General features: G+C 34.0%; 27 protein-coding genes. 3 read left to right on the top strand and 24 right to left on the bottom strand.

All coding sequences use genetic code 11. The features are described 5' to 3' along the window. The 17 genes from ACR1PN_RS04040 to ACR1PN_RS03960 all read right to left on the bottom strand — a co-directional run bounded on the left by ACR1PN_RS04040 (window position 1) and on the right by ACR1PN_RS03960 (window position 12,625). Window positions 1-477, bottom strand: coding sequence for a hypothetical protein (locus ACR1PN_RS04040; RefSeq protein WP_433978980.1), 477 nt, complete (start codon window positions 475-477; stop codon window positions 1-3). Then, on the bottom strand, window positions 474-854 hold the full coding sequence (locus tag ACR1PN_RS04035; protein ID WP_433978979.1) for a 3-hydroxyacyl-ACP dehydratase: 381 nt from the start codon (window positions 852-854) through the stop codon (window positions 474-476). The genes ACR1PN_RS04040 and ACR1PN_RS04035 overlap by 4 nt, the downstream gene beginning before the upstream one ends. A gap of 1 nt (window position 855) precedes the next feature. Further along, entirely contained in the window at window positions 856-1,491 is a 636-nt protein-coding gene (locus tag ACR1PN_RS04030; protein WP_433978978.1) for a hypothetical protein, read from the bottom strand. Then, a complete protein-coding gene (locus ACR1PN_RS04025; RefSeq protein WP_433978977.1) occupies window positions 1,457-2,083 on the bottom strand; it encodes a LolA family protein in 627 nt (208 codons plus the stop codon). The genes ACR1PN_RS04030 and ACR1PN_RS04025 overlap by 35 nt, the downstream gene beginning before the upstream one ends. Before the next feature lie 150 nt (window positions 2,084-2,233). Beyond that, a complete protein-coding gene (locus tag ACR1PN_RS04020; RefSeq protein ID WP_433978976.1) occupies window positions 2,234-2,995 on the bottom strand; it encodes a polysaccharide deacetylase family protein in 762 nt (253 codons plus the stop codon). Between the two features lie 160 nt (window positions 2,996-3,155). After that, window positions 3,156-4,217 (bottom strand): beta-ketoacyl synthase N-terminal-like domain-containing protein, encoded by a 1,062-nt coding sequence (locus tag ACR1PN_RS04015; RefSeq protein WP_433978975.1) that lies wholly within the window; start codon window positions 4,215-4,217, stop codon window positions 3,156-3,158. Beyond that, window positions 4,214-5,413 carry a beta-ketoacyl-[acyl-carrier-protein] synthase family protein gene (locus tag ACR1PN_RS04010; RefSeq protein WP_433978974.1) on the bottom strand — a complete coding sequence of 400 codons (1,200 nt, stop codon included), beginning with the start codon at window positions 5,411-5,413 and terminating at the stop codon, window positions 4,214-4,216. Before ACR1PN_RS04010 ends, ACR1PN_RS04015 begins: the two co-directional genes overlap by 4 nt. 81 nt (window positions 5,414-5,494) lie before the next feature. Then, complete coding sequence (locus ACR1PN_RS04005) at window positions 5,495-5,752, bottom strand: phosphopantetheine-binding protein (RefSeq protein ID WP_034672593.1); 258 nt, start codon at window positions 5,750-5,752, stop codon at window positions 5,495-5,497. 144 nt (window positions 5,753-5,896) lie between these two features. Beyond that, window positions 5,897-6,436 (bottom strand): 3-oxoacyl-ACP synthase, encoded by a 540-nt coding sequence (locus ACR1PN_RS04000; protein WP_433978973.1) that lies wholly within the window; start codon window positions 6,434-6,436, stop codon window positions 5,897-5,899. A 10-nt stretch (window positions 6,437-6,446) separates the two neighbouring features. After that, the gene (locus ACR1PN_RS03995; protein ID WP_433978972.1) at window positions 6,447-7,616 is read right to left on the bottom strand and encodes a beta-ketoacyl synthase N-terminal-like domain-containing protein; all 1,170 of its coding nucleotides are present in this window, start codon (window positions 7,614-7,616) and stop codon (window positions 6,447-6,449) included. Beyond that, a complete protein-coding gene (locus ACR1PN_RS03990) occupies window positions 7,613-8,038 on the bottom strand; it encodes an acyl-CoA thioesterase (RefSeq protein ID WP_433978971.1) in 426 nt (141 codons plus the stop codon). The genes ACR1PN_RS03995 and ACR1PN_RS03990 overlap by 4 nt, the downstream gene beginning before the upstream one ends. Before the next feature lie 155 nt (window positions 8,039-8,193). After that, window positions 8,194-8,574 carry a GxxExxY protein gene (locus ACR1PN_RS03985; protein ID WP_433978970.1) on the bottom strand — a complete coding sequence of 127 codons (381 nt, stop codon included), beginning with the start codon at window positions 8,572-8,574 and terminating at the stop codon, window positions 8,194-8,196. Between the two features lie 144 nt (window positions 8,575-8,718). Beyond that, window positions 8,719-9,987 carry an ABC transporter permease gene (locus ACR1PN_RS03980; protein ID WP_433978969.1) on the bottom strand — a complete coding sequence of 423 codons (1,269 nt, stop codon included), beginning with the start codon at window positions 9,985-9,987 and terminating at the stop codon, window positions 8,719-8,721. Continuing rightward, window positions 9,974-10,729: an ABC transporter ATP-binding protein gene (locus ACR1PN_RS03975; RefSeq protein ID WP_433978968.1), complete on the bottom strand. Its 756-nt coding sequence runs from the start codon at window positions 10,727-10,729 to the stop codon at window positions 9,974-9,976. The genes ACR1PN_RS03980 and ACR1PN_RS03975 overlap by 14 nt, the downstream gene beginning before the upstream one ends. Continuing rightward, window positions 10,730-11,725, bottom strand: coding sequence for a BtrH N-terminal domain-containing protein (locus tag ACR1PN_RS03970; protein WP_433978967.1), 996 nt, complete (start codon window positions 11,723-11,725; stop codon window positions 10,730-10,732). 2 nt (window positions 11,726-11,727) lie between these two features. Further along, entirely contained in the window at window positions 11,728-12,132 is a 405-nt protein-coding gene (locus ACR1PN_RS03965; RefSeq protein ID WP_378179007.1) for a hypothetical protein, read from the bottom strand. Between the two features lie 106 nt (window positions 12,133-12,238). Continuing rightward, complete coding sequence (locus ACR1PN_RS03960) at window positions 12,239-12,625, bottom strand: VOC family protein (RefSeq protein WP_433978966.1); 387 nt, start codon at window positions 12,623-12,625, stop codon at window positions 12,239-12,241. A gap of 142 nt (window positions 12,626-12,767) precedes the next feature. On the opposite strand from ACR1PN_RS03960, the gene ACR1PN_RS03955 reads away from it, so the two are divergent. Together ACR1PN_RS03955 and ACR1PN_RS03950 are read left to right on the top strand one after the other, a co-directional pair. Next, a complete protein-coding gene (locus ACR1PN_RS03955) occupies window positions 12,768-15,680 on the top strand; it encodes a M16 family metallopeptidase (protein WP_378179001.1) in 2,913 nt (970 codons plus the stop codon). Window positions 15,681-16,008: 328 nt separating this feature from the next. Further along, complete coding sequence (locus ACR1PN_RS03950) at window positions 16,009-16,353, top strand: hypothetical protein (RefSeq protein ID WP_433978965.1); 345 nt, start codon at window positions 16,009-16,011, stop codon at window positions 16,351-16,353. Between the two features lie 100 nt (window positions 16,354-16,453). Here the strand turns inward: ACR1PN_RS03950 and ACR1PN_RS03945 are convergent, their stop codons facing one another. The 7 genes from ACR1PN_RS03945 to ACR1PN_RS03915 all read right to left on the bottom strand — a co-directional run bounded on the left by ACR1PN_RS03945 (window position 16,454) and on the right by ACR1PN_RS03915 (window position 24,787). Beyond that, a complete protein-coding gene (locus ACR1PN_RS03945) occupies window positions 16,454-17,704 on the bottom strand; it encodes a tetratricopeptide repeat protein (protein ID WP_433978964.1) in 1,251 nt (416 codons plus the stop codon). Between the two features lie 38 nt (window positions 17,705-17,742). After that, window positions 17,743-18,009, bottom strand: a complete 267-nt coding sequence (locus ACR1PN_RS03940) for a hypothetical protein (protein WP_378178991.1) — start codon at window positions 18,007-18,009, stop codon at window positions 17,743-17,745. An 87-nt stretch (window positions 18,010-18,096) separates the two neighbouring features. Continuing rightward, window positions 18,097-18,534, bottom strand: a complete 438-nt coding sequence (locus tag ACR1PN_RS03935; RefSeq protein WP_433978963.1) for an ABC transporter permease — start codon at window positions 18,532-18,534, stop codon at window positions 18,097-18,099. 69 nt (window positions 18,535-18,603) lie between these two features. Beyond that, window positions 18,604-19,035, bottom strand: coding sequence for a hypothetical protein (locus ACR1PN_RS03930; protein ID WP_433978962.1), 432 nt, complete (start codon window positions 19,033-19,035; stop codon window positions 18,604-18,606). Beyond that, window positions 19,035-20,174 carry a beta-ketoacyl-ACP synthase III gene (locus tag ACR1PN_RS03925; protein WP_378178982.1) on the bottom strand — a complete coding sequence of 380 codons (1,140 nt, stop codon included), beginning with the start codon at window positions 20,172-20,174 and terminating at the stop codon, window positions 19,035-19,037. Before ACR1PN_RS03925 ends, ACR1PN_RS03930 begins: the two co-directional genes overlap by 1 nt. Before the next feature lie 2 nt (window positions 20,175-20,176). Beyond that, a complete protein-coding gene (locus tag ACR1PN_RS03920) occupies window positions 20,177-21,091 on the bottom strand; it encodes a dialkylrecorsinol condensing enzyme DarA (RefSeq protein ID WP_378178979.1) in 915 nt (304 codons plus the stop codon). A 42-nt stretch (window positions 21,092-21,133) separates the two neighbouring features. After that, a complete protein-coding gene (locus ACR1PN_RS03915; protein WP_433978961.1) occupies window positions 21,134-24,787 on the bottom strand; it encodes an MMPL family transporter in 3,654 nt (1,217 codons plus the stop codon). Window positions 24,788-24,976: 189 nt separating this feature from the next. On the opposite strand from ACR1PN_RS03915, the gene ACR1PN_RS03910 reads away from it, so the two are divergent. Next, complete coding sequence (locus ACR1PN_RS03910) at window positions 24,977-25,981, top strand: hypothetical protein (protein WP_433978960.1); 1,005 nt, start codon at window positions 24,977-24,979, stop codon at window positions 25,979-25,981. Window position 25,982: the final 1 nt, after the last annotated feature.

The following is a 25,982-nucleotide window of genomic DNA, read 5'->3' as shown; positions in this document are numbered from 1 at the left end:
TTATTTAAAGGTGGCTTTTTCGGCTTCGGTCATTGTCTTGGATTGTGCGGCGAATCTTTTGATATAATTTTTCAGCGCAGTGTTTTGTTTGCTGTAATTATTTAATAGAAAAGCCTTATCATCTTTAAGGCTTCCTCTATATCCTACAATTTTAGGAATATTTTCCTGAACACTCATTCGGATCACTCTCAGTTCGGCGTTGTTCGGGTTACTTTTAATAATCGTTTCAAGACTTGTTGCGCCGGATTTTACCAAAGCTTTTCTGTTGTTCTTGGTAATTTTGGCTTCCATGATCTTGGCTGCAGCTTTATAGCCCTGAACTATAGCGTCTGATCCGGATGCTTTTTCCGCAGTATTGATAAATGCCTCCGTATTTGCATTGGACGAATTTGCCTTTGCATAGCTTTCTCTCAAAGATTCAAGACCCGATTGGAAAAAAAGGATAAAAGCCGTTAAAAATGAAAAAATTAGCTTCATTTTGCTGTTTTTTGGTAGTTAACTGACATTTTTAATGCAATAGTCTCGCCAAAAGACGTTGTGTTTTTTACTTTCACTTCTTCTTCGGTCTGTGTGATATCGAGTTGCAGTTTCAGGTCCGGTGTTTCAAACGGGTTGATGATCGCCATAAATTTCACATTAGATGCCGTTTTTAAAAATAAGGCCGACCCTGTGAATTCTTCAGAAAGTTCTTTTACGATCTGCATCATGCAAACTCCCGGAGTTACAGGATTTCCAGGGAAATGTCCCTTGAAAATATCATGATCTTTATTCAAAGAAATGTTGGCAATATAACTTCCGTTTTCTGCCTGTTCATATGATTGTAATGTATAAAAATCTGTAAGAATGGTCTGCATGTTATTCTGTTTCAGTTATTTGAAATAGTTTTATATTGATCTTGAAATCTTTGTGTTGAAGGTTCAAGCTATCCGCGAAGATATGTTTTTTTGCATCAAAAGTAAAATCGATTTTTTCCTTATTATTTTTCGTATAAATGATTTGTTTCAATAAACCATTTTCTTTGTTAAATAATAAATAATAGATTTTTTTATCAACTTTAGAAAGATAAATTTTTGAATTTTCATTTTCAAAGCTTTCAGTCACAGGATATTCTTTTTTTAAAAGCTGTTGGAAGTCATTCTTTAAAAAGTTGATGACGATTTTTTTGTCTAAATCAGGAAGAACATAGTTCAGCTTAAAATTGTTATCCGAAATTTCAAAATCGATTAATTTATTTCCGAAATCTGAAGTAAGGACAACACGGTGCGTCGTTTCGTTAATTTTTTTTAATATTAAAATTCCGCTGACATGATTTTTATAAATATCCATCTGACATTTATAAACATAATCTTCATTGGAAGAAAAATATAAATTTTCAACTGTTTTTTCAGAAGTGGAAAGAGGTTTTACGTCTGTTAGCTTGTACGTTTTACACGAAACAAACAGTAAGAAAATCAGACTATAAACTGAATTCTGAAGCAGCAATCGGCGCATTGATCTTTGTATTTTTGAAAACAATATTCGTGGTGTCTCCCGAAGCTTCCGTCATATTTACCTGCGAAACTGTAGATTGACCTTTTGGAAAACTCAACTCAATTTGCTTAATATATTTCAGCAATTGAGCAGATTTCGGGGTGAATTTTGCAATGTTGAAATTGGCATTTTTCAGATACGTAACAGAAAATTCAGGATCGTTGAACATTTGTCCGTTTGAACTTCCGACAATCAGCTTATTGATTTTTTCAAAAGTTTTACTTTTCGCATCGACAGAAGATTTTTTCCCCTGATCGTTGATGAAAATTTTATTATCCTTGAAAACAATGCTGTATTGATAAGGTTTCGTATACTTCCAGCTCAGCATATTCGGAGTCTTTAAAGACATTTTCCCGTACGTTACGATGCTTTTATCCAGAAAATCCATTTTTTTGGTTTGGATAAAATCTGCCTGTAAGGTTTTTATTTCTTTGGTTTCCGAAGAAACTTTAGTTACAAATGCTTTTGCTTCCGCTCCAGACATTGCCGTGTTTTGTGCAAAAAAGAAGCTTGAAACTAATAAAAGTGCTCCGAAAGCAATATTTTTAATCATTGTTTAACGTTTTTAAATTTAACCACAAAAGTCACAAAAGATTATTTTTAACTTAAATATTTAGAAATAAAAGTTTGCAAAAGATAAAACTCAAAGATTTTCAGAACTTATGTGTTCTTCTTAATCATTTAAACTTAAAACTCTAATATGTTAAAACGCTTTTGTCTCTTTTGTGGCTAAAATATTATCAATTGTAAAAGTTGAGTAATTTTTATCCTTCAAAAATACTAATAAATCCACCAAAACATTATACGTTTTTTCCGAAGTGTCATGAAGAAGAATGATACTTCCTTTTTTCAATCCTTTGGTAACTTTTCGATAAATTTTTTTCTCATCTTCTGTAATCGTATCGAGAGAACGTACATTCCAGCCGATGCTTTTTTTGTGAGTTTTTTTGATGGCTTTGGCAATATTCGGATTGGTAACTCCGAAAGGCGGACGATATAAACTGGTTTTTAAATTTCCAATTTTCAACATGATGTCATCACATTTTTCAATCTCTTCAACCATTTTTGAAGTCGATAAAAAACCTGTCGCGTTCAAATGTGAAAAAGTGTGATTTCCAATCGTATGTCCTTCTGCAATAATTCTTTGGAACGTTTCGGGATATTTTTCAATCTGTTTCCCGATGCAGAAAAAAGTCGCTTTTACATTGTTTTCTTTTAACAGATATAAAAACTTCGGCGTGAATTCCGTCGGACCATCATCAAAAGTCAGAGCCACTTCCTTGATCTTTGTTCTTTTATGAGTAATACTGTTGACAAAATATCCCAATGTAATATCGAAAGAACCCCAAACAACAACCGCGGCAAATAATAAAAAACAAAATAAGTACACCCAAAAAGTCCCATGAAACGCATAAATAAAAACGTTACAGAAAAGATAAAATAGGATAAATAGATAATGCTTCATCTTTATTGTCTTTGAATTTTTGGTTTTAAATATCCAGTTTTTTAAAGCGGTATCTTTGTCATTCAGAGCGAAACGAAGTGTAGCGTGGAATCTAAACGTCGTCAAAAATCCATGTCGAGATTCCTACGGAATGACAAATAGACTGATTATTTTGAAATCATCAAGCTCTTCCCAACAAAACCAAGCTATGGTCATTCCCTGCAAGATGATTATAAAGCAAAATATTTTTAATTCCGCCTTTCTTCGCAGAATTAATCATCATCACTTCCGGAATCTCTTGATTTTTCAGAATATGACAAGCCATAAACGTTGAAAAACCACTTGCTGTATTGAATTCGCCACTCAGATGTTTGTAATATAACAAAGCCGAATTTTCAAATAAATTCATTGCTTTTACATAATACACATCCGATTTTGCATCTCCGCTGAAACCTAAAATCACAGCATCAATATCATTTTTAGACAAATTATTTTTAGCTAAAAAATCTTCAATAAACAGTTCCGTTTCTCCCAAATCTAGTTGGCTATTGATCTGAATATCTTGTAATTGGGCATACGAATTTTCCGTTTTGTCTTTCCCTAAAACAAAAAAACTTGCGCCTTCTCCCCAGATGACACCGTCTGTTGTTGAATTAAGATAATCGATGGGAAGATTTTCTTCTTTTTTAATGGTTTTGTTTAATCTGTACAATTCCATTGTCCGGTCGGTTTGTTCGTCTGTTGAACCGACTAAAACGTTTTTCGCTTCACCGTCATTGATCTGTAATTTTGCATCCAAAAACGAAAATTCCAGGGAAGAAGATGTGTTGACATACGTGAAATTGTACGCGTGACATTGCAGACCTAATGCAATTTGCCCCGCAACCGTATTGTGTGTGGATTGAATAAAAAACGTAGGAGTCAGAAACTCTTCATTGTTATCCAATACATTTTTCAGAAATTTTTCGGAATCCTGGGAACAGCCCATTCCTGTTCCGACGATAATCGCGTCAGGATTTTCGATTCGGGCTTCTTTTAAAGCATATTGTGAAGCTACGGAACTCATTTTTACGGTTTTAGACATTCTTCTGCTGGCTGCAGGTGGAATGAATTCTTTGTAATTGGGTTCGATCGCTTTTAAAACCTGAGATGAATTTTCGGGCTTAAGATTTTGGAAAAAATTTTCATTTAATGTGTCCTGAACTGAGATACAGGCTGCACTGTTGATGTAAACTGCACTCATGATTTTGAAAAAATTAAAGTTGAACAATTTCCTCCAAAGCCAAACGAATTGGAAAGAACGTGGTTAATATTTTTCTCTTTGAGCTCAGTCACGGGCGTTAAATCAAATTCTTCCATTTTTGTTTTAAAATTCAGATTCGGGAAAATAAGATTGTTTTGAATGGCCAACAACGAATATACCGCTTCAATTCCCGCTGCCGCTGCCAAAGTATGACCTGTAAAAGCTTTCGTAGAACTGAATTCAGGAACTTTATTTTCTCCAAAAATTCTGATCATCGCAATACCTTCAGACAAGTCATTGTTCGGAGTTGCGGTTCCGTGAACATTGATATAATCGATGTTTTCTTTATCTAAACCTGAAATTTTCAATGCTTTTTCCATGGCTAAATAAGCGCCTTGTCCGTTTTCCGAAGAAGCGGTTTGATGATGGGCATCGTTCGCATTTCCGTAGCCTGAAAGATAGCCTAAGACTTTTTTGTTTTCTTTTTTAACAACTTCATCAGATTCCAAAACGATGAAAGCGGCAGCTTCACCAAGATTCAGACCTTTTCTGTCATTGTCAAAAGGGGTATTGTAAGAATCTGTAAGAATCATCAGCGTATTGAACCCATTCAAAGTAAATTTTGAAAGAGAATCTGTTCCGCCAACAATCACACGATCCAAAACGCCGTTTTTTATCAGTTTTGCACCCATCATAATCGCATTCGCTGCAGACGAACAAGCTGTACTGATGGTTGAGACCATGCCTTTTAGACCCAAATAATCTGCAATCAATAACGATGAATTTCCCGCATCATGAGCGTCAATATATTTTTGCTTTTCAGGAAAGTCTTCGTAAGTGTAGAAATATTTTTCGGTAACGTCCATTCCGCCAACGCTGGTTGAGGAAATCAGACCGGTTTTATATTCATTAATGTCGGAAATTCCGGCACTTTCTACGGCTTCTTTTGCAGCAATCATTCCTAACAAAGAGGTTCTTGTTGCGTTGTTATCTTCATTCAACTGAAGTTTTTCAACAAGTTCCTGATTAGACAATTTTATCTCGCCCGTTTTGATATTTCCGGCATGACGAGTTTCAAACAAGCTAATGTCTGAAATTCCATGTTTTCCGGATTTTAGCGAATTCAAATTTTCCTCCACATTGTTTCCAATGGCGGAAATAATGCCCATTCCTGTTATGGCAATTTTTTGACCCATTTTATTTTATAATGTAACAATATAAAAATGTAACAGTTTACCAATTGTTAGACTGCTACATGGATACATTGGTATATTAATTTATTTTGTTCTGTTTTCTTCAATGAATTTCGCCATTGTGTCGATCGAAGAGAAAATTTCTTTCCCTTTTTTCGGATCGGCTAATTTGATTCCGTATTCTTTATCCAAAAGCACGATCAATTCCAGAGCGTCGATAGAATCCAACCCAAGACCTCCGCCGAATAACGGATCTGTATCTTTGATTTCTTCTACTGCAACGTCTTCTAAATTAAGAACTTCGATGATTTTGTGCTTTAATTCTTCTCTTAAGTTTTCCATAAAATTAATTTGAAAATATGTTAATGAGACAATTTGAAAATATATCATCAAATATTTAAATTAAAAATATTCTGATAAATAATTGTTGTGCTTTATTGACATGATTTTACATTTTCAAATCCGCACATTTTCAAATTCTCAAATTTATAATGTCAGCAAATATACAAAAGCTTTATAACTTTCCTGATAGAGTTCTACCCAGCCACACAATACTTTATCAGCCTTGCCCGACTGTAAAATCTGTGCTGCGTAATCGTTTAAAAATTGTTCATCAAATTCGTCCAAAACGAAAAAAGCATTCTCTGTTTGCATTTTATGTTTAATACTGATTTCACCCACACAAATATTAGGCAAAGTATACACAAAAACGGCAGGACTTGGAAAATAATTTTCCTGAGAATTGATGCTTTCCTGATATTTAAAATCAGTGTCCAAACTTGATGATCTGTTAGCAAAAACCAAAGCTGTTCTGCTGTGGTCTTCATCTTTTAAAATCATTTCAGAAGCAAGAAAAGCGAGTTTGCTTAAGTTATCCATTTTATGAAATTTTGGATAATTCAATGCTAAACTTTTATAAGCTTCTTTCGCAAAATCTAAAAAATTTTCGGTTTGAGTTTCAAAAATAACCTCGTTATTGAGAACGATTTTTGATTTTTCTATGGTGCAAATATCTGTTTTCTTCATCGTTTTCATTTTAGCATTTTTCTAAAATAATTGCTGCATTACACCCACCAAAACCTGAAGCCGTTTTCAAAATATATTTGATTTCTGCCGGTTGATTTTCTTTAATAATATTCAAAGGTTGGGAAGTTCCCGTTTCTTCAAAATTTTTAGACGGAATTAAAGTATTTTGTAAAGAGCTTTCCATTGAAATAATACTTTCCAACAATCCTGAAGCTCCTAAACAATGACCGTAATAGCCTTTCATACTGTTAAGAGGAACATTTTGTAATTCCATTCGGTTGAAAGCGATGGCTTCCATTTCGTCGTTATATATGGTAGCCGTTCCGTGGGCAGAAATAAAATCAATTTTTTCTGCCGAAATATTGGCTTCTGTCATAGCATTTTTGATGCTCGCAAACAATCCGTCACCGGTTCTTGATGGTCCCGAAATATGGTTCGCATCATTAATTGCTGAATCTCCTAAAACTTTAAAACTAAATTTTTCGTTTGAGATTGCTTCGTCACTTCGTTCCTCGCAATGACTAGTAATATAAACCGCTGCAGTTGCTTCACCAATGTTAATTCCGTCACGATTTTTATCGTAGGGTTTACAAATTTCGGTTCCGATCGCCTGAAAAGAATTGAAACCAGAAATCACAAATTCCGAAATTTCATCTCCGGCAATGACAAAAGCATCTTTATATTTTCCTGCCTGGATCATATTTTTCGCAACAGCAATCGCCATAACTCCTGAAACACAGGCATTAGAAACCACAATCGGTTTTGTTTTAAATCCGAAGAAGTCAGCAATTTTTTGAGCTAAGCTGGAAAGAAAAACGCCTTCCGGCAAAGTTTTCTGGTTTTTTAATAAACTGATATTTCCTTTTGTGGTTGATAAAATAAAAGCCGTTTCGTCTGAAATCTGATGTTTTTCAACTAAAGGTTTTAAACTCAACAAAAACATTTTTTCAAGCCTTGTGAATTCCGTAGTGTCATTCTGAGCGGAGTCGAAGAATCTATTAAATTCTTCGTTCAGTTTTTCGGAATTAATCATGGAAGCATAAAAAGGCTCCTGATTTTCTATGATTTTATGTAAAGCTACACCGGATTTTCCTTCCAAAAGAGCATTCCAGTTCGAAGAAACATCAAAACCTAAAGGCGTAACACAATTGTAATCTGTAATGTAAACTTCCTTTCTCATGATAACCCCATTTTATCTTTCCAGGCCTGAAAAAACTCAGGATTATACAAACATAAATTATTGTCAGAATCCAGGAAAACCTGAATGGTTTCTCCTGAACAGACCAATTTATTGTCTTCGTTAAAAAGCTCGTATCTGTAAATCAATTTCGCTGAAGTGGAATTTACGAAAGTCGTTACAATTTTAAATGTCTCCCCATATTTTAATGGCAGAAAATGTTCACAAGTACTTTTTACAATCGGTGTAACGTAACCTGCTTTCTGAATATCAAGATACGTCAAACCATGCTTTCTTCCGAAAGCTTCTCTTCCGTCCTCGAAATAGACGATGTAATGTCCATGCCAGACAATTCCCAACGGATCTGTTTCGTTGAATCTTACGCGGACTTCCTCTGTACAAGTTAAATTTTCTTTAGACTGCATTTTGTTTTCTTTTTTTTACCACAAAGGTTTTCACAAGGTTCACAAAATAAATTTCCACATTTTCTATTTGCGTTAAAATACTTATGTTCTTCGCGGTTAATAAACCCTTAAGTTCACAAAATTATACACAATGTTCACAATGGTTATTCTAAATTTTATATCGTTCCGTTGATTAATCTTTTTACACCATTTTTAAATAAAACTGAGTTAAAATTAATTAATAAACCCAATTTGCAATTGCTTAATTTTAAATACGTTAAAACTTGAGCAATATGAATTTCATTTAATGATTCTACGGATTTTATTTCAACAACAACTTTTCTCTCAACCAGTAAGTCAATCCTATAGCCAATGTCAAGTTTTATATCATCATAAATTAATGGCATTGGTTTCTGTTTTTCTATTAGTAATCCGGATTTCTGTAACTCATAGTACAGACACTCTTCGTATGCGCTTTCTAAAAGTCCAGCTCCAAGTTGGCGATGAACACTTAACCCTGCATCAAATATAACTTTTGAAATCTCATTTTCATTCATATTATTTGTGTTTTTCAGATTTTTATTTAACCACAAGGAACACAAAGTATTTAACGAAGAACACAAAAATTATCTCAAAGGTTTCAATATAGTTTATTTATTTGTGCTCTTTGTGATAAATCTTAGTGCCCTTTGTGGTTAAATTTAAACTGCATTTTGTTTTCTTTCGTAAAATAATGAAATAGCGACCATGGCTACATAAAATAAAAATAAGAAAGTGATTTCTTTAGAAATTCCGCCGATTCCGCTGTTTCTTAAAATGATATCGTAATAGGCATTCAATCCCCAATTCATAGGAGAGAATTTGGCGATCGTCTGCATAAATTCAGGCATTAAAAATACCGGAACCCAAATTCCGCCAACTGCAGCCAAAACGACAACCGAGGTTGCTCCAAATGGCGCAGACTGTTCCTGAGTATCGGCAACAGTTCCCAATAAAACACCAAAACCAATGGCTGCCAAACCTGAAAATAAGGTCACAACAATAAGTTGCAACATTTTTCCTGTGACGTCAAACTGTGGTAAATCCATATATGGGAAAAGGTAAATTCCTACAGCAACCATTAGTAAAAACTGAATGACACAAATGATCAAATAAGTAAATGTTTTTCCTAGAATATGGATGAAATAAGGGGTCGGACTGATTCTCGCTCTCACGCTCGTTCCCTGACTTTTTTCTTTCACTAAATTAATCGATAAAGGAACCACAATAAAGAAAATGGCAAACAAAGCCCAAGCCGGCACGTTATGTTGAACGGAATTCGGCATGACATCCATGTTGCCTTTTTTCGGTGTGATTTCTTTAAAGCTGATCAAATTTTTATTTTCTTCCAGATTTTCCGTCGTTCCCAACTGATCCTGGAAAGCTTTGTAAATCTTTTTATTTTCGATCTCAAAAACCATTTTGTTCACAGCATTCATCACATTGTTTTTGAAGCCGATATTGGTTGCCGGATCAAAATACAGATGAATATCTTTCGCTTTTGAAACCGTTTTCTTCACGGCGGAAGAATCCGTTTCCAGACCGAATGAACTCACGATGGTCTGAACTTTAGAATCAATATTTGAATTGATATCTTTCGTTAAATTCTTAGGAATAACAATCGCCATTTGATAGTCGCCGCCAAAAACAGCATCCTGAGCAGATTTTTCCGTATAATTGGTCAGTAACTCAAATGTTTTGCTGCTTTCGAGTTCCTGTTTTATATTTTTTGAAACTTCAGACTTATCGTTATCAATGAAAATGATTGGAATTTTTGAGCCTTCCAGATTTTTAAAAGTAGAATCCTGAATCAAGGTAATCGTGATAATCAATAATAAAGGCATCACGAAAATAATGACAATTCCTCCGATATCTCTTTTCAGCAAAAGGATTTCCTTAACGAAACTTCTCCACAGTTTATAAAACAACATCTCTTAATTCTTTTCCGGTTAATGAAATAAAAACATCTTCTAAGTTTTCGGCATTTGTCACTCTGTTCACCAATTCTTCAGGGGTTCCGACTGCGTGGATTTTCCCGTGGTCGATAATGGCAATTTTTGTACAGAATTCCTCCGCTTCTGAAAGGTGATGTGAAGTATAAATAATGCAGGTCCCTTTTTTATTTAAATCCAAAAGATGGTCAATAATTGCTTTTTTTGACTGAACATCAACACCAACAGTTGGCTCGTCCAAGAATAAAACTTTCGGATTGTGAAGGGTTCCCGCGATCAAATTGCAGCGGCGCTTCATCCCTCCTGAAAACTGTTCTACTTTTTTATCCGCAAATTTTGATAAACCCATTATTTCCAAAGATTCATCGATAGCATTTCTTAATTTTTTATGGCTTAAACCGTACAGACTTCCGAAGAACATCAGATTTTCTTTAGCGCTCAAAGTTGGATACAAAGCGTATTCCTGCGGAACGATCCCTATAATTTGTCTTAATTTAAAACCGTCTTTCTGAGGAGATAGTCCGTTGATTTTAAAACTTCCTGAAGTGGGTTTTATCAACCCTGAAAGCATGGAAATCAATGTTGTTTTTCCGGCTCCGTTTGGACCCAGAATTCCGTAGATTTCGTCTTTATCAATATTCAACGAAATATCATTTACAGAAAACTCTTCTGCATTTTTATATTTTTTATATAAATTTTTAATCTCAATAAAGTTCTCCATTTAGATCGCTTTTCTCAGTTTTTTATAGAAAGCTTCTTCCAGATCTGCGATATGAAGCATTGTTTTCGAAAGCTGATTATAAATATCGCTTTTCGAGTTTCTGTTTTTGTAAACTCTTGCAATATCCACCGCAAAATCTCTCCAAAGATCACCGATTGCTGTAATTTCTTTGGAAAGCTCTCTCAATTCATCATTTTTAAGGATCACTGCAGCTTCCTGTAAGAAAGCTCCATAAATAAATCTGAAACCACCACCTCCGGTTCCGATTTCTTCCTGCATTCTGATCAGTTGTCCCAAATAATGATTGGTTGTTTTTGTTCCTTTTTTCGCCGCCCATTTCGGGATGCTTTTAGCCACCCAACGCATTGCTTTTACTCCAATGATTGGAACGGGAGCCAACATATTTTTGCAGGTATCTTTAATTCCTTTTTTAATCGCTTCTTCAAGATTTACATTTTCAGGAATGTAAGTAGGGTAGTACATATGGCCTTTTGGAGGAAGAGCGCCTTTTGCATATCTTACTTTCTCCAGTTCGGCTTCGGTAAGCGTCGTTGTATAATCCATCACAGGATCACTGATCAGGAATTTTCCGTCTTCTTTGCCGTAAACAACAAGATTATGAGCATTGAAGTGGAATTTATATTCTTCAGGAAAATAAGTCAGGTTGAAAACGCCAACCTGTAAACCTGTCGGGATATTTTGTTCCAGATTTTTTTCTAAAGCGGTTTGCGCATCTTTGGGATTGGAGAATTTTTGTCTTTTGATTTTTATTCCCAGTCTTTTTGCCGCTTTGCTGAAAATCGCACCGGGCATCGGGCGATAACTGAAACCGGGAGCGAAATTCACTTTTAAAAAAGGAAGATACACAAAGAACAATCCGGAACCGATTCCGAAAATCATGGGTTCGCTGAGTTTTAACCCTTTGTTTAATAGTAAATTGGAGGCAACACCGTTTTCGCAATGTGCGGTCTGATGGTGTTCAAAGTTGATCTTCATTGTTATTTACCGTCGAAGTTTTTTAATTCGTCTACCGAAATTCCGAATGCATCGGCATATTTTTTCAGGGTAGAATCGCTGAGTTTTTTGAAAATTTTGGGTTTTGCGTGTCTTTTCACAGTCCATTGCCATTTGTCAACATAGGCCGCAAGAACCTGTAGATCCATTTTATTTAATTCCATGAAATAAATAATCGGACTTACGATATTATTGGCAACGTTTTGTTTTGCTTCTTCAATACGCTCATGAATCAGCTCCATCGATTCTTCGAGCGCCGCTTTTTTAGCGTCCCAACCAATGCTGTTTGCTGTGGTATAATTATCGTTTTCGTCGGTCACATACAACACTTCGGTCATATTTGCTGACTGTAAATTACTTTCGTCCTGTGGAAGATCTTGCTTTTTCACCCGAAAAAAATTCTGTTAATTGTAGTCTTAATAATTGGCTAAAATAGTAAAAATGCAGGACATAGTATAATGTGTATTTTATTGGACTCCTTTTTAAAAGCCCCTTTTACATCATAAAAATATTGAATTTATGTCCGTCCGGATCAGCAAATATGAAACCATAATTATGATCCCCAAATTCTTCGGGACTTGATATTAATTTACCTTCAGAGTTTTTAATTTTTTCTGCCCATTCATTAACCTCTTCTTTTGTTGCGGCGGAAATGGTAAAAATAATTTCATTCGATTGTTCTGAATCTGATATTTCTAAATCAAGGTTTCTACTCAAAATTTCTTTTTTGAAAAAATGAATAATAAAATTGTTTTCTCCAAAGAAAAAACTTGTAAGATCATCCGATTTTCCATTTGACTTAAAGCCTAACGAAGTGTAAAACTTTGTGGTGCAATCTAAGTCTTTTACACCAAAATTTGCCCAGATCATATTTGATTTCATGATTAATTTTTATGATTAGTAATAATAAACAGCAATTTTTATTCCCGTTGAAATGTCATTAGAGAATGTAATAAAATTATTGTCTTAGTTGTAACAATGTATATATATTAATATACTTATATTGCTACAATAATCAATTCATATGAAGAAATTTTTTATTTCAGTTTCGCTTTTTTGTACAATCATTGCAATGGCGCAGAAATTTGAGACACAAAAACAGACCGATGCTCAAGGATATAGCTTCGAGACTGTAAAAAATGATCAGGCAGGAGTAAGAGTTTATACCCTGAAAAATGGTTTAAAGGTATATCTTGCTAAAAACGATGATGCACCAAGAATTCAGACTTATATTCCGGTAAGAACAGGTTCTAATAACGACCCGAGTGATAATACAGGTCTTGCACATTATTTGGAGCACATGGTTTTTAAAGGAACTTCCCATCTGGGAACTCAGGATTGGGCAAAAGAAAAAGCTTTGTTAACTCAGATTTCAGACCTTTATGAGCAACATAAAGCAGAAAAAGATCCTGAAAAGAAAAAAGCACTTTACAAAAAAATCGATGAGGTTTCTCAGGAGGCATCAAAATATGCAATTGCCAACGAATATGACAAAGCAATTTCATCGTTGGGAGCAACAGGAACCAACGCTCATACTTGGTTGGATGAAACAGTTTATAAAAACAATATTCCATCAAATGAGCTTGAAAAATGGCTTAAAGTTGAAAAGGAACGTTTTTCTGAATTGGTTTTAAGACTTTTCCATACGGAATTGGAGGCAGTTTACGAAGAATACAACAGGGCGCAGGATAATGACGGACGTTTGGTAAATTATGCATTAATGGATGCGCTTTTCCCAAAACATCCAAACGGCCAGCAAACGACAATCGGAACTTCAGAACATTTGAAGAGTCCTTCAATGGTAGCGATTCATAAGTATTTTGATACCTATTATGTTCCGAATAATATGGCAGTTGTTTTGGTTGGAGATTTAGATTTCGACAAAACGATAAAATTGGTTGACCAATATTTCGGTTCTTTCAAATACAAAGAATTGCCAATGAAGAAAATGGTTTCGGAAGAACCGATGACTTCAATTGTAACAAGAACAGTAAAAAGTCCGTCTGCTGCAAGAATGACGATGGCCTGGAGAACTGATTCTGATGGAACTCAGGAAGCAAGACTAGCGAATGTAGTGGCTGAAATTTTAAGCAACAACGGAGATGCAGGCTTGATCGATTTAAATATCAATCAAAAGCAAAAAACTTTAGGAGCAGGAGCTTATGCGAATCCTTTGAAAACTTATGGGTCATTTAATCTTTATGTAACTCCAAAAGAAGGACAAAGTTTTGATGCGGCTAAAGAATTACTTTTAGACCAGATTGATCTGGTGAAAAAAGGACAATTCCCGGATTGGATGTTGAAAGCGATCGTGAACGACATGAAAGTTCAGCGTATGAAAATGTGGGAAACGGCAGATGGTTTGGCAACTACACTTTATGGTAATTATATCAGTGGAAGAACTTGGGAAGACGAACTTGATGATATCAACAAGTATGAGAAAATTACAAAAGCGGATGTTGTAAAATTTGCGAATGATTTCTTTAAAAATAATTATGTTGTTGTTTACAAAGAAAAAGGCGTAAATGATAAATTGGTTCGTGTAGAAAACCCGGGAATTACACCTATTAAATTAAACAGAGAAGCGCAATCTCCCTTCCTTAAAGATATTTTAGGGACAAAAGTTGCAGACATCAAACCTCAGTTTGTTGATTATAAAACAGCAATTTCTACGACGCAAATTAAGGATAAAAAAGTAAGTTTCGTAGACAATAAATACAACAAAGTAGCTCAGGTAAGCTATATTTTCCCATTCGGAACGGATAACGATAAGGAACTTTCTTTGGGGGTAAGTGTTTTACAGTATTTAGGAACTGACAAATATACTCCGGAGCAATTGAAAGAAGAATTCTACAAATTAGGAATTTCAAACAGCTTCAGAACGACGAATGATCAAACTTTCATTACTTTGACAGGTCTTGAAGGGAATATGAAAAAAGGTGTTGAATTATTAAATCACTGGCTGAAAAATGTAAAAGCTGACCAGGAAATTTATAATCAGACTGTGAAAACAATTCTTGAATCGAGAGATGTTGCCAAAAAAGATAAAAACAGAATCATGGCGGCGCTTACCAACTATGCTAAATATGGTAAAGATTCCAGAATGACAGATATTATTTCTAAAGACAGACTTCAGAATATCAACGTTACAGAATTGATGTCGAAGATAAAGACTTTAAATAATTATCCTTACGAAGTTTTCCTTTATGGGGAAAGCCAGAGCGATCTTGAGAAAGCGGTAAAACCATTCATTGCTAATGCAACTTTACAACCTGCAAAAGCGAAAGAATATGCAGAGCCAACAACAGGCGGAACAGTTTATTTTGCAAACTATGACATGGTACAGATGGAAATGTCTAAAGTAGCAAAAGGTAGCAACGTAAATCTTTCAAATTTCGGTAAGGCAAATGTTTTCAACGAATATTTTGGTAGAGGTTTGTCTTCTATCGTATTCCAGGAAATCAGAGAAAGTAAGTCTTTAGCTTATTCTGCGTACGTTTCTTATGCAAATGCTTCAGAAAAAGACCACGCAAACTACATCACGAATTATATCGGAACGCAAGCTAACAAGTTGCCATTGGCTGTAAATGCAATGAATGAATTGATGGCACAGCTTCCGCAAATTCCGGCGCAGTTTGAAAATTCTAAAGGTTCTGCCTTAAAGCAGATTGCATCCAACAGAATCAACAGAACCAATATTTTCTACAATCAAATGGCATTGAAAAAATTAGGAGTTGATTACGACATCAGAAAAGATATTTATTCAGAAATTCAGAATCTAACTTTACCTCAATTGACTAATTTCTACAACACTGAAATTAAGCCTGTACAATACAACACGGCAATCATCGGGAAAAGAGAAAACCTGAATATGGAATCGATCAACAAGATGGGAACTTTTAAAGAAGTGACTTTAGAAGAAATCTTCGGATATTAATTTTCATTAATATAAATTGTTTGAAGTGAGGCAGGAATGTCTCACTTTTTTGTTTTAAACAGGTAATTGAAGTTTGTATATTTGCTGGATCACGTAAAGCCTGATTATAAAACAGATCATAGAAAATAAAAAATTAATTTGGACTGCATTTGCTTGCAGTTTAGTTTTTCTGTTTATTGCTTTTAAATTTTTAATTTCCGAACTGCCTGATAAAAATAACGTTGTTAAAATCAGCGGAATTTTAAAAGATGAAATAAAATTTGAAAGAAGAGGCCGAGGGAAGAAATCTTTACTAATTAAATTAAAAAACTATCCCGAAATTGATTTTATGATAGGAAGCGTTTCTTTAGATGAAACTTATTCACAAGAATTAATTAATGAAAATAGATTAGGAGATTCAATTACCTTGTTTATTGAGAATAAGGAATTTAAAAGGAAAATAGTAAAAACTGAGGAAATTTCATTTCCTGAAAATATTCTTCATCCGCAAATCGTCGATATTGTTGAAATTAACGATGGAAAATCAAATTATCTTTTTCTGGAAGACTATCGTAAAGCACATCAAAGAAATAATTATCTGGGCGCTGTCTTTTTTGGCATTTTAAGTCTATTAATGCTTTTTTTAGCTATAAAAGTATTGCGACATCGAAAAAATATGAAAATTTTAGAGTGATTTTGGAATAAGGGATATTTTGATGATATTAATTTAAAACCGTGTCAAGGTTCTAAACCTTGACACGGTTTTAAATTTCGGTTTCAATAAAAACGTTAATCTAAAATAATTTTACCCAGGCTTTCTGAAATTTTTCAGTGTAAATGTAATGCGCCTTCATCAGTTCTTTCAGAAGGTTTTTTGATGGTTTATAAGAAGTTTCCTGGGCTATTCTCGAAAGAATTTTTGTTTGCTGATCTTTATCCTTTTTTTCATTATACATTACAGCAAGCCCAATAAGAATATCGATTTCTTTTGGATCTAATGCTAAAGCTTTTTCAAAGTAGGATTTCGCTTTTGTTGTATTATCAAGTTCAAAATATCCATAAGCTGCATTAGTGATTACAGACGTGTTTTTTGGGTCTTTGATTAATGCAATTTCATAATTTTCAACGGCTTCTTTAGATTTACCCTGCATTTGGTAGGTGTTGCCAAGATTGGCATAGATGTAAGGATCGTTGTTTCCTAAAGCGAGTATTTTCAAAAGATCTTTTCTCGCATTTTCATAATCTTTAGCCTGAAAATAAATACTGAATCGGTTTTCATAGTAGGAAGGTTCATCAGATTTAATTTCAATAGCCTTATCAAGATCCCGCAACGCCAGTTTTAGGTCTCCGGTTTCCTGATAGATAAGACCTCTGTTATTGTAATACATAGAACCAGAATCTTTCTGAGTAATTGCTTCGGTCAGTAAAACTTTTGCTTTTTCGTAATTTTTTGCTCTTTCGAAAGGTAACGAAAAATAAAAGTAAACATCATGAAGAAATTTATTGTCCGGATTTTCTTTGATTTGCGGAAGTGCTTTAGCAAAAATAGGATAGAGATCAATCATTTCCTGATCAAGTCGCTTTTCATTCAGTAATTTCAGATAATTGTTATAGTATCGATCGTTGCTTTGATCCAAAGAAATCATTTTACGATAATCTTGCAGTGCCTTTTCAGGTTCAAAATCAAAATAGTAAGTGTTGCCTCTTATTTCATAAAATTTAGCATCATTCGGATTAAGATTGATTGCCTGGGTCGAAGTCTCAATAATCTCTTTATTTCTTTTAAGCTTGATAAGGATGTAGCATTTCAAGTCATAAAAATCTAAATTCCTTTTGTCCTGCTTTATTGCCAAATTTATTTTCTGCAGAGCTTTGTCATAATTTTCGTTCTGATAGAAATCATAGGCTTCCTGATAAAAATCAGAACTGTTTTTTGTTTCATCGGTCTTGCTAGAACTAACTGCAGATGGAGGAGGAGCAACGGTTTTTTGTGCTAAAACGGGTAAAGCAGCTAAAATGAGAATGAAAACCGTAATTTTTTTCATGTTTAAATTGTGTTGAGTTGATGAATAAAGTTAGTAATTTATCTTCTTTTGAATTTCAGCTGTATCAAAAGGTAAATTTCATTTTTCTGCAGATCATTGTACCACGTTTTTTCACTTACAATGGCATTGTTGTATAAATTCAGCTGCTCCATATTTTCCACATATTCTATTCTTTCAGAAGTCTGATATTTGAAAAAGGATAACAGGTTTACCTCATCACCTATCTGTGGAACAGCAGGAAATTCTACAGAATTTTCAAACTCAAATTCCACATCGTATGAATAGAATCTTACTTTTACGCTCACAAAATTATTTTCACCAAATATAGAGTTTATTCCATAAAAAAAGCCAACTCTAAGGTCGGCTTGTATATTTATAATAAAAATTCGGGATCAGATTTCCTGAATAAATAAACTAATTTCGGTGCGAATCAATAATTTTTCATCTAAAAAAGTTTCACAGAAAATCTGGCAGATGTTTTCATATTTCGAAACCAGAGAAGCTTTAGAAATAATTTTATCACCTGCCTTGGGTGAGGCAAAAACTTCAATTTTTTTAATATTGGTAATAAAACCAATCACTTTAGTATTCGATTCCGGGTTTTCAAAAAAGCTTTGTCCGAGAATCGATGAAGAAGTCTGGGCAGAATGCTCAACCAATCCTGCTTCAATAAAATGATTGTTGTGAATAAATATATTATCAGGAGTAATTTTAAAAGAAGTAACCACTTTCTCAGGGGTAAGCTCAAGAATGTAGTCTACCATCAACATTGGTTTGCGATGAGGTAAAAAATTGTGAATGTTGATAAGATTTTCTTCTTTTAACTCCATTTAATTATTGTTTAAACCAAAAAAATGCTTCAATTGGCTCTTTTTACTTTTATCTTGATTTTTTTAAAACTATTTCACGACGGTTTTCATCTCAGACTTGGCAATGACTTTATCGTTAATTTTCGTAACGACTTCCACCAAAGTTACGCCCATCATTTCGTTCATGATCTTTACTTCAGAAATCAGTTGGTCTCCTATTTTTGGTAACACTTCAGCTTCAAAGGTTTTTATGGCTCCGATATAGCCGGTCGGAGCTTCTTTTCCTAAGAGATAATACTGATATCCGGTATGAAGAGCAACACTTTGCGCCTGATGTTCAATTAAACCTGAAGCTTGAAAAAAGCCTTCATTTACAAAAATATTGTCATCTTTTATTTCAAATCCTGAAACCAGATGTTCTGCAGAATATTCTGAAATTCCGCTTACCATTACAAATGGATATTTCTGCGGAATCAGACTTTCGACAAAATTCTGATCAGAAGTCGGAAGTTTATTTTCCATTATACAACGGTTAATAAAGAACAAGAATAAGCAAATCTTCCGCTTTCAGGAACACAAAGCATGATTCTTTCACCCTTTTTTAGTCTGCCGGAATTCATCAGTTGCTCAACAGCAATAAATATTGAGCCAGCTCCGATATTTCCAACTTCCGAAAGATTGTAGAACCATTTTTCCCAAGGAAAATCCAGTCCAACTTTCGCAAACTCGTCCTTTAAGCCTTCTTTAAAATAACCTGAAGAAATATGTGCCAAAACGTGATCGATAGATTCAGGATCAAGATTATGCTTGGTGAAAGAAGCTCTTAAACTTTCTGCACCTTTTACCAGAATATATTTATCTAAAATTTTAGTGTCCTGCTTTAAAGCAAAAATAGACTGGTTCAACCATTCTTCAGCAGGGTATTCTGCCCAGGATTTTAAGCTTCCGTCTTCCTGCTTTTCGCAACCGGAGTACATACAGGCTTCAATTTCGTGAGCGTAAGAATAAAAATCAATCCATTCGATCTTCAGTGAAGTTTCGTTTTCTCTCGGTTTGTTTTCCAACAAGAACGCTCCTGCTCCGTCAGAAAGCATCCATCTTAAAAACTCTCTTTTGAACGCTACGATTGGTCTTTCTTCCAGAAGTTTTAAATTTTCCGCTTCATGATTAAATTTATCCGCTGTCATCCAAGCAGACATTCTTTCAGAACCTACACATACGGCATTATCTTTAATCCCGGCTTTTACATTTAAGAAGCCGTAGTTTAAAGCATTCATTCCCGAATTACAAAGTCCGGTTGCGGTATTAATTTCTACAGATTTCCCGATATTCAGCTCACCATGAACCATTGATGCATGAGAAGGCTGAATCTGGTCTGCAGAGGTAGTTCCGCACGAAAGAAGTTCCATATCTTCTTTTTTGAAGTTTTCATCAAAAAGTCCTTCAATGGCTTTTGCTGTAATCTGCGCATTAGTATGCGTAGATTTGCCGTTTTTATCTAAAGCGTAATATCTGGTTTTAATTTTATTGTTTCTTAAAATCAGCGCTTTCGCTTTAGAAGGAGTATTATTTACTAAGCCAAGATACGTTTCCATTTCGTCATTAGAAACCGGTTCATTCGGCAAGTATGTTGAAGCTTTTGTTATAAATACGTCGTACATTTCTATTTTAAATTAATTCCTTGTAAATATTCTTTCTGTTTTTGTCTTTTTTTCCATAAAAGCGGAGCGAGCAGAATGTGGAAAATCAACACAATTGGCGAAATAATCCAAATTGCTGCCATCAAATATACCTTAAAGAATTTTATCAGCAATGGTCGTTTTTCTTTTTTATTGATAATCAGATTTGACCAGATGGTGAAAATTTTATTCCCTACTTTTTCAACTCTTACCAGAAAGGCTCTGATTTCTACGGCTCCGTTCTTTACCAATTCAGGCTGAAGATTGGCTAAATCATTATTCTCAAAATGCCTTTCAATAATCTTACCATATTTTCCTGCTCCATTGATTTCTTCGTCTGAAACTCCTGCTGCGGGAAGAATTCCTGATTTTTCTTTTTGTCCGGTTGTCATCCAGCGGAGAATCGTCAAAACACTTGTATAATTGTCTCTTCGGTCTACTAATGCAATGTTTCCGACAAGTTTGGCTTCAAAATTCTTTAGATATACTTTTAATTTTTCCTGTGAAAGCATCCACATATTTCTTGTTGCAGAAATGGTTACCACCGGAGTGTTTTTTAAAATATCGGCTGCAAATCCGCTTTTTAAGAAAGAAATAATCGGAATAGACGGCGTTAAATACCAAACCTGATAACCGAAAAGAATTAAGTCAAATTTTGTATTGAGTACTTCTTCCGGCGGAGGTAAAATCTCACTTGGAATCTGCAGGTAAGATTCCGGAAAGGTGTTGAAAAAAACATCACTCGGCCAGGGAAAAGGAAAATCTTTTTTGAGCTGAATGTTGTAGTAAGTAACCTTGTATTCGTCTTTTTTATCTTCAAATGGTTGTGCGATATTTCTTACAATATCCTCCAACTGACCGGTTTGAGTATAATAAATAACGAGTATATTTTTTTGCATTAATATCTTTTATGGATTACAAAAATATGATTTTCAATTTTATTATTCATGCCTAAATATTTTTATTGATTCCGAATCAAACATTTGTTGGTAATTTGCATTTTCAAAAGGATGATTCTTAATGTTCAGCAGGATAATTGTAGCCGGGAAATCAGGTATATCTTTAAGATTAAAATTTTCGTCAGAAATTAAAAGAACGTCTGTTTTTTTATTGACTTGAGACAGATTTTCAATATAAAGAAGTTTTCTTCTTTTAACTAAATAATTATTTTTCGCAACCGATCTTTTTTCTTCATCATGAATCAAGCTGAAAATTCTTCTTCCGGCTTGCTGAAGCGTTAATAAAATGTCTTTTTGCCCAAAATCATCTGCAATATGGAAAATAGTGGCATCTTTCGGGATGTGTTTATTGAGTTCAAAATAGACTGACTTGTTTTTGTTGAAATCTTCTTTTACAGGTTTTACAACTTCGTTTTCTTTATATAAATAATTTAAGAAAAGCTTCTTTTTAAAATAATTTTCATCTTCAATTTCGCTTCTCAGCTTGGCAAATTCATCACGGAAATAAGCATTGATTTTCTTCGTTCTTTCAGAATAATTTTTACCAAAGCTCAAATCTTCTTTGTGAATTCTGTCACCCACTTTTACAGTAATGCTTCCGTCATAAATAATGAAATCTCCTTTTGGCTGAACTTCAGAGTTTCCATGAATATAAATCGGAACAATATCTAAATTAAATTCTTCAGCGATATAAAAAGCACCTTTGTGAAAACGTTTAATGTCATTTGTATAAGAACGTTCAGATTCAGGGAAAACAACCAGAGAATATCCCTGTTCGATTTTTTCTTTCAGCTGTTCCATTCCGTTTTCGATTCCCTGAGACACAGGATAAAAACCGAGAGCTCTTACCAGTTTTCCGAAAACGGGAGAATTGTAAACCCAGTCGTTCACGAGGTAAATAATTTTATGATTGACCATTCCCAACGCCAGAGTATCAAGAAAAGAAGTGTGATTTGCAATAATTACAGCAGGTTTACTTAGATCTTCGTTCGGATTTTTAATCACTTTTTTCTTCACAAACGGATTGGTATATAAAACTGAAGTCAAAAATTTTGCTAAAATTAATTTGATGAAATCTAAAGTTTTTCCTTTTGAACGTTTTACGAAAATACTTCCGATGGCTGAAAAAATCAATCCGCCTAAGCCGTAATATATAAATGATAGCACAGAATTTAAAAACAATCTGAAAGTAATCGGCGACAAACCTTTTTTCTGTCGGTTGATAATTAAAAACCTAAACCAAAACGGATATAAGGTTGAGGTAATTACAATCACGGAAAACATTCCGATTAAAGCGACTAAAGCCAAAGAATGTAAAGCCGGATGTTTCGCAAAAATCAAAGAACCGATGGATAAAATCGTTGTGAAAACTGCCAAAATAATCGAAATTCTGTATGTTGGAAGTTCGTTTTTACCGGTTGTATGTTCTTTCTGCATTGCTTTCGTGAGGAAAATGCTGAAGTCATCTCCGACCCCGAAAACCAAAGTGCAGACTACGGTGCTGAAAATATTTAATTCTAATCCAAGAAAATACAAAATTCCTGCAGTCACAACTCCCGTTAAAACAATCGGAAACATCGTCAAAACAGACAATTCGAAATTTCTGAAGAAAACAATAATCGTAAGAATAATGGCTAAAAGTGAGTAATTGATTAGCGTATTAAAATCATTTTTAAGCAAACCTAAAAAATTCTCATTCATCTGTTGACGGTCGATCGCCAAAGCATCGTGATTTTTTTCAACATCTTTGATGAAAGCATCGCGTTTCTTTTCGTCCACTTTCACCACATTCGAAACGGTGTAAAATCCATTTTCGTTGCTTAGGAATTCTGAGATTTGAAGGGCTTTAATTTTTTCGTAATCTCTTAAACTTAAAGTGGAATATGATTTATTTAAATTCTCATTGAACTGGTCAAATGCGGAAGCATTGAAACCAAATTTATTCCCATTTTGAACCAATTCAGAGATTGTCTGATTTTTTTTGTTCTGATTCCAGAACTGATTCCATTTTTCAAACTTTTTTTGTTGGTCTTCTTTCGATAAAACAACATTTCCAAGCGAATTATAGCTTAGGATTTTTCCTTCCTGCTTTTCTTTTTCCAAAAACCGGCTCAGCTGAGAGTTTCTCGCCAAAGCTTCATTTTCAGAATTTCCATAAGAAATCGTGTAAATCGATTTTGAAGTAAGGTCTGATAATTTTTCAAGTTTCGCTTCGCTGATTTTCAAATCTTTTGGAATGTAATTTAAATCACCAATGTCTTCATTAAAACCAACGTGACGGAAACCAAAAAGACACGCAATTATCATCAAAGAACATCCGATAATCAACGGTTTGTTCTTTTCGTAAGGGTAATTTCCAATTTTATCGATGAAATTCGTGCTAACTTTATCTGAATTTTCTTTCGGATGATACAGTTGCGGAACAATAATTAAAGCGGTAAAAGACGACAGGAAAACTGTAATCGCAGCGAAAAGCCCAAGATCTTTCAACGCTTCAGAACGAACGAAAACCAAACACAAAAATGAAACCGCCGTAGTTGCGCTGCTCAGAATAATCGGTTGCGTAATTTCCTTGTAAAGCTCTTCAATATTGTTGTTGTGCTTGTAATGCGTTAAAATATGAAGGGCATAATCGATGGTAATTCCAATTAAAATTGCTCCGACGCTAAGTGAAATTGCCGAGATTTTATCTTTAATAAAGTATAAAATCATCAGTGAAATGAAAACGGCAAAAACAGTCGGTAAAAAAACAATGAGCGGCGTAAAGAAATTCCTGAAGTAATACATCAGTAAAATCAACAGAACCGTCATCGAAATAATAACCGTATTCTGAATGTCTTTCTTGATTTGTTGGGCATTCGCAACCGCAATTACCGGCGAACCAAAATAGCTGATTTCAGTTTTTCCTTTGAATTCTTTGTTGAGGTTGTCTTTAATTTCATTTAACTGATTGACGAAAACCTCGTTGTTTTTCGTGTCGTTGCTTTTGTTTTTAGGATTGATGAAAAGCAGGAGGTTTTTTCCGTCTTTGGTAACGATGTAATTGTCTTCCAGCTTGAAATCTTTACTGATATTTAGAGCATTGAGTTTTTTGATTCCGAGAAAAGTGATTCCGAGAGGATCTTTTTTGATAAATTCTTTGGTGACTAAACTTGTTGGCGAAACCAGCGACACATAATTGTTCTCTACCTGTTTTGCAATACTGTCTTTGTTAAGTTTTCTTTCAATTTCCTGATAATCGTTTTCATCCAGAAATAAAGGCAGATTCTGATTGACAAAATCAAAAGTTTCGGAAATTTCGTTGTCATTTACTTTTCCCTGAACTGAACCGATGTATTTCTGTAAAGGTTCGATTTTATGTAAAAAAGTATCTGCAGTTTCCGAAAGCTGGAAATTATCATTTCTTGATTTGTTCTCAATGATGACAATAATTTTGTCTGAAAAGTTCAATTGCTTTAGAACTTTTGCTGTCAAATCAGATTTGTCATTTTTCGGAATAATCTGATTGATGTCTTCTTCAAAATTAATTTTAGAAGCAAAAAATCCACAAATGACAAGGATTCCCAATGCTGCTGCGATGGAAATGAGCCGGTTTTTAGAAATAAAATAATATAAATGGATGAAAATGCGATGCATTGCCTTGTTTAATCAAGTTGCAAATTTAAATTTTTAAGGATTAGCTCAAAATAAATATGTGATAAGTTTTGTCTGAAAATCAATAAAATATTCGGTGTAGAAGAAAAAAACTTTTACTTTTGCAAAGTTCCCGATTGATGAAATACATTTTAAAACAAAAATAGCTAAGTAATAAACTTAGATCTTGATATGTTTAAAATATTTGATGAAAAAATAAACGAATTTCTGTTTGTAGTGATTTTACCGTTTCTACTGCTTTTTATGTCTTATTACGGCTTTGAATCTTCGTATACGAGACTTAAAACTTCGGTAAGACCTCCGGAATTTTTATTTTCTTCAGTTTATTCTTACCGGATTATTCCTAATTATCTTAGTATTTATATGACAGATTTTATGGAAAACTGGATTTCTAACTGTTCTTTATCTTTTAAGAATTTTCTTGATAAAAACGGAACTCCATTTTATCACGGTCTTTTTCTGATGAATACCTTTTTCTTTATTCTGAGTTCGTTGCTTATTAATGCTATTCTGAAATTTAAGGTAACTGAGGCTTTATTTAATATTAATTTCAGAAGAATCATTCATCTTTTGGCAATTTTTTTTATCGTTATTACACAATATGCACCATCAAATTGTGATACTATTGCCTTATTTTGTTACTTGTCTGGTATCTGGTTTACAATGAAATATTTTCATAATAAAAGAAATTTATATTTCTATTATCTGGTTATTTTAATTGCAGCATCTACCTTGGTAAGAGAAACGGCATGTCTGAATATTGCTTTTTTTGCTTCAGTTTTCTTTAGTTTTGAAGATTTGAAGAGAAAGAACTATACATTTATCTGGAAAGTGATTCCTTTGCTGTTCTCATTCATGATTCCGTATTTTGGATTAAGAATCTTTTTGAGTCGAGAAGAAACTTCTTTTATGGAGGGAGTATACATTGTAAGTAATTTTACCAGTCCTTTTAATCTTGCCGGATTGTTGTTTTCCGTCATTGTGTTCTATTTTATATATAAACTATGCACACATTCTGAAAGCAGATTAGTGATAAAGAAATATTTATTCTTTTCTTTGCCATATATTGGAATGATTACTTTGGTAGGACTTTTCTGGGAAGTGAGACTGTTTCTTCCTCTTATCCTTACAGCTATTATTGTGGCGTTTCATGATTTTAAAAATCTTTATAATTAAC

Source organism: Chryseobacterium sp. RLHN22 (assembly GCF_051011795.1).
GTDB lineage: Bacteria > Bacteroidota > Bacteroidia > Flavobacteriales > Weeksellaceae > Chryseobacterium > Chryseobacterium zhengzhouense.
This window is presented reverse-complemented; position numbering and strand designations above follow the sequence as displayed.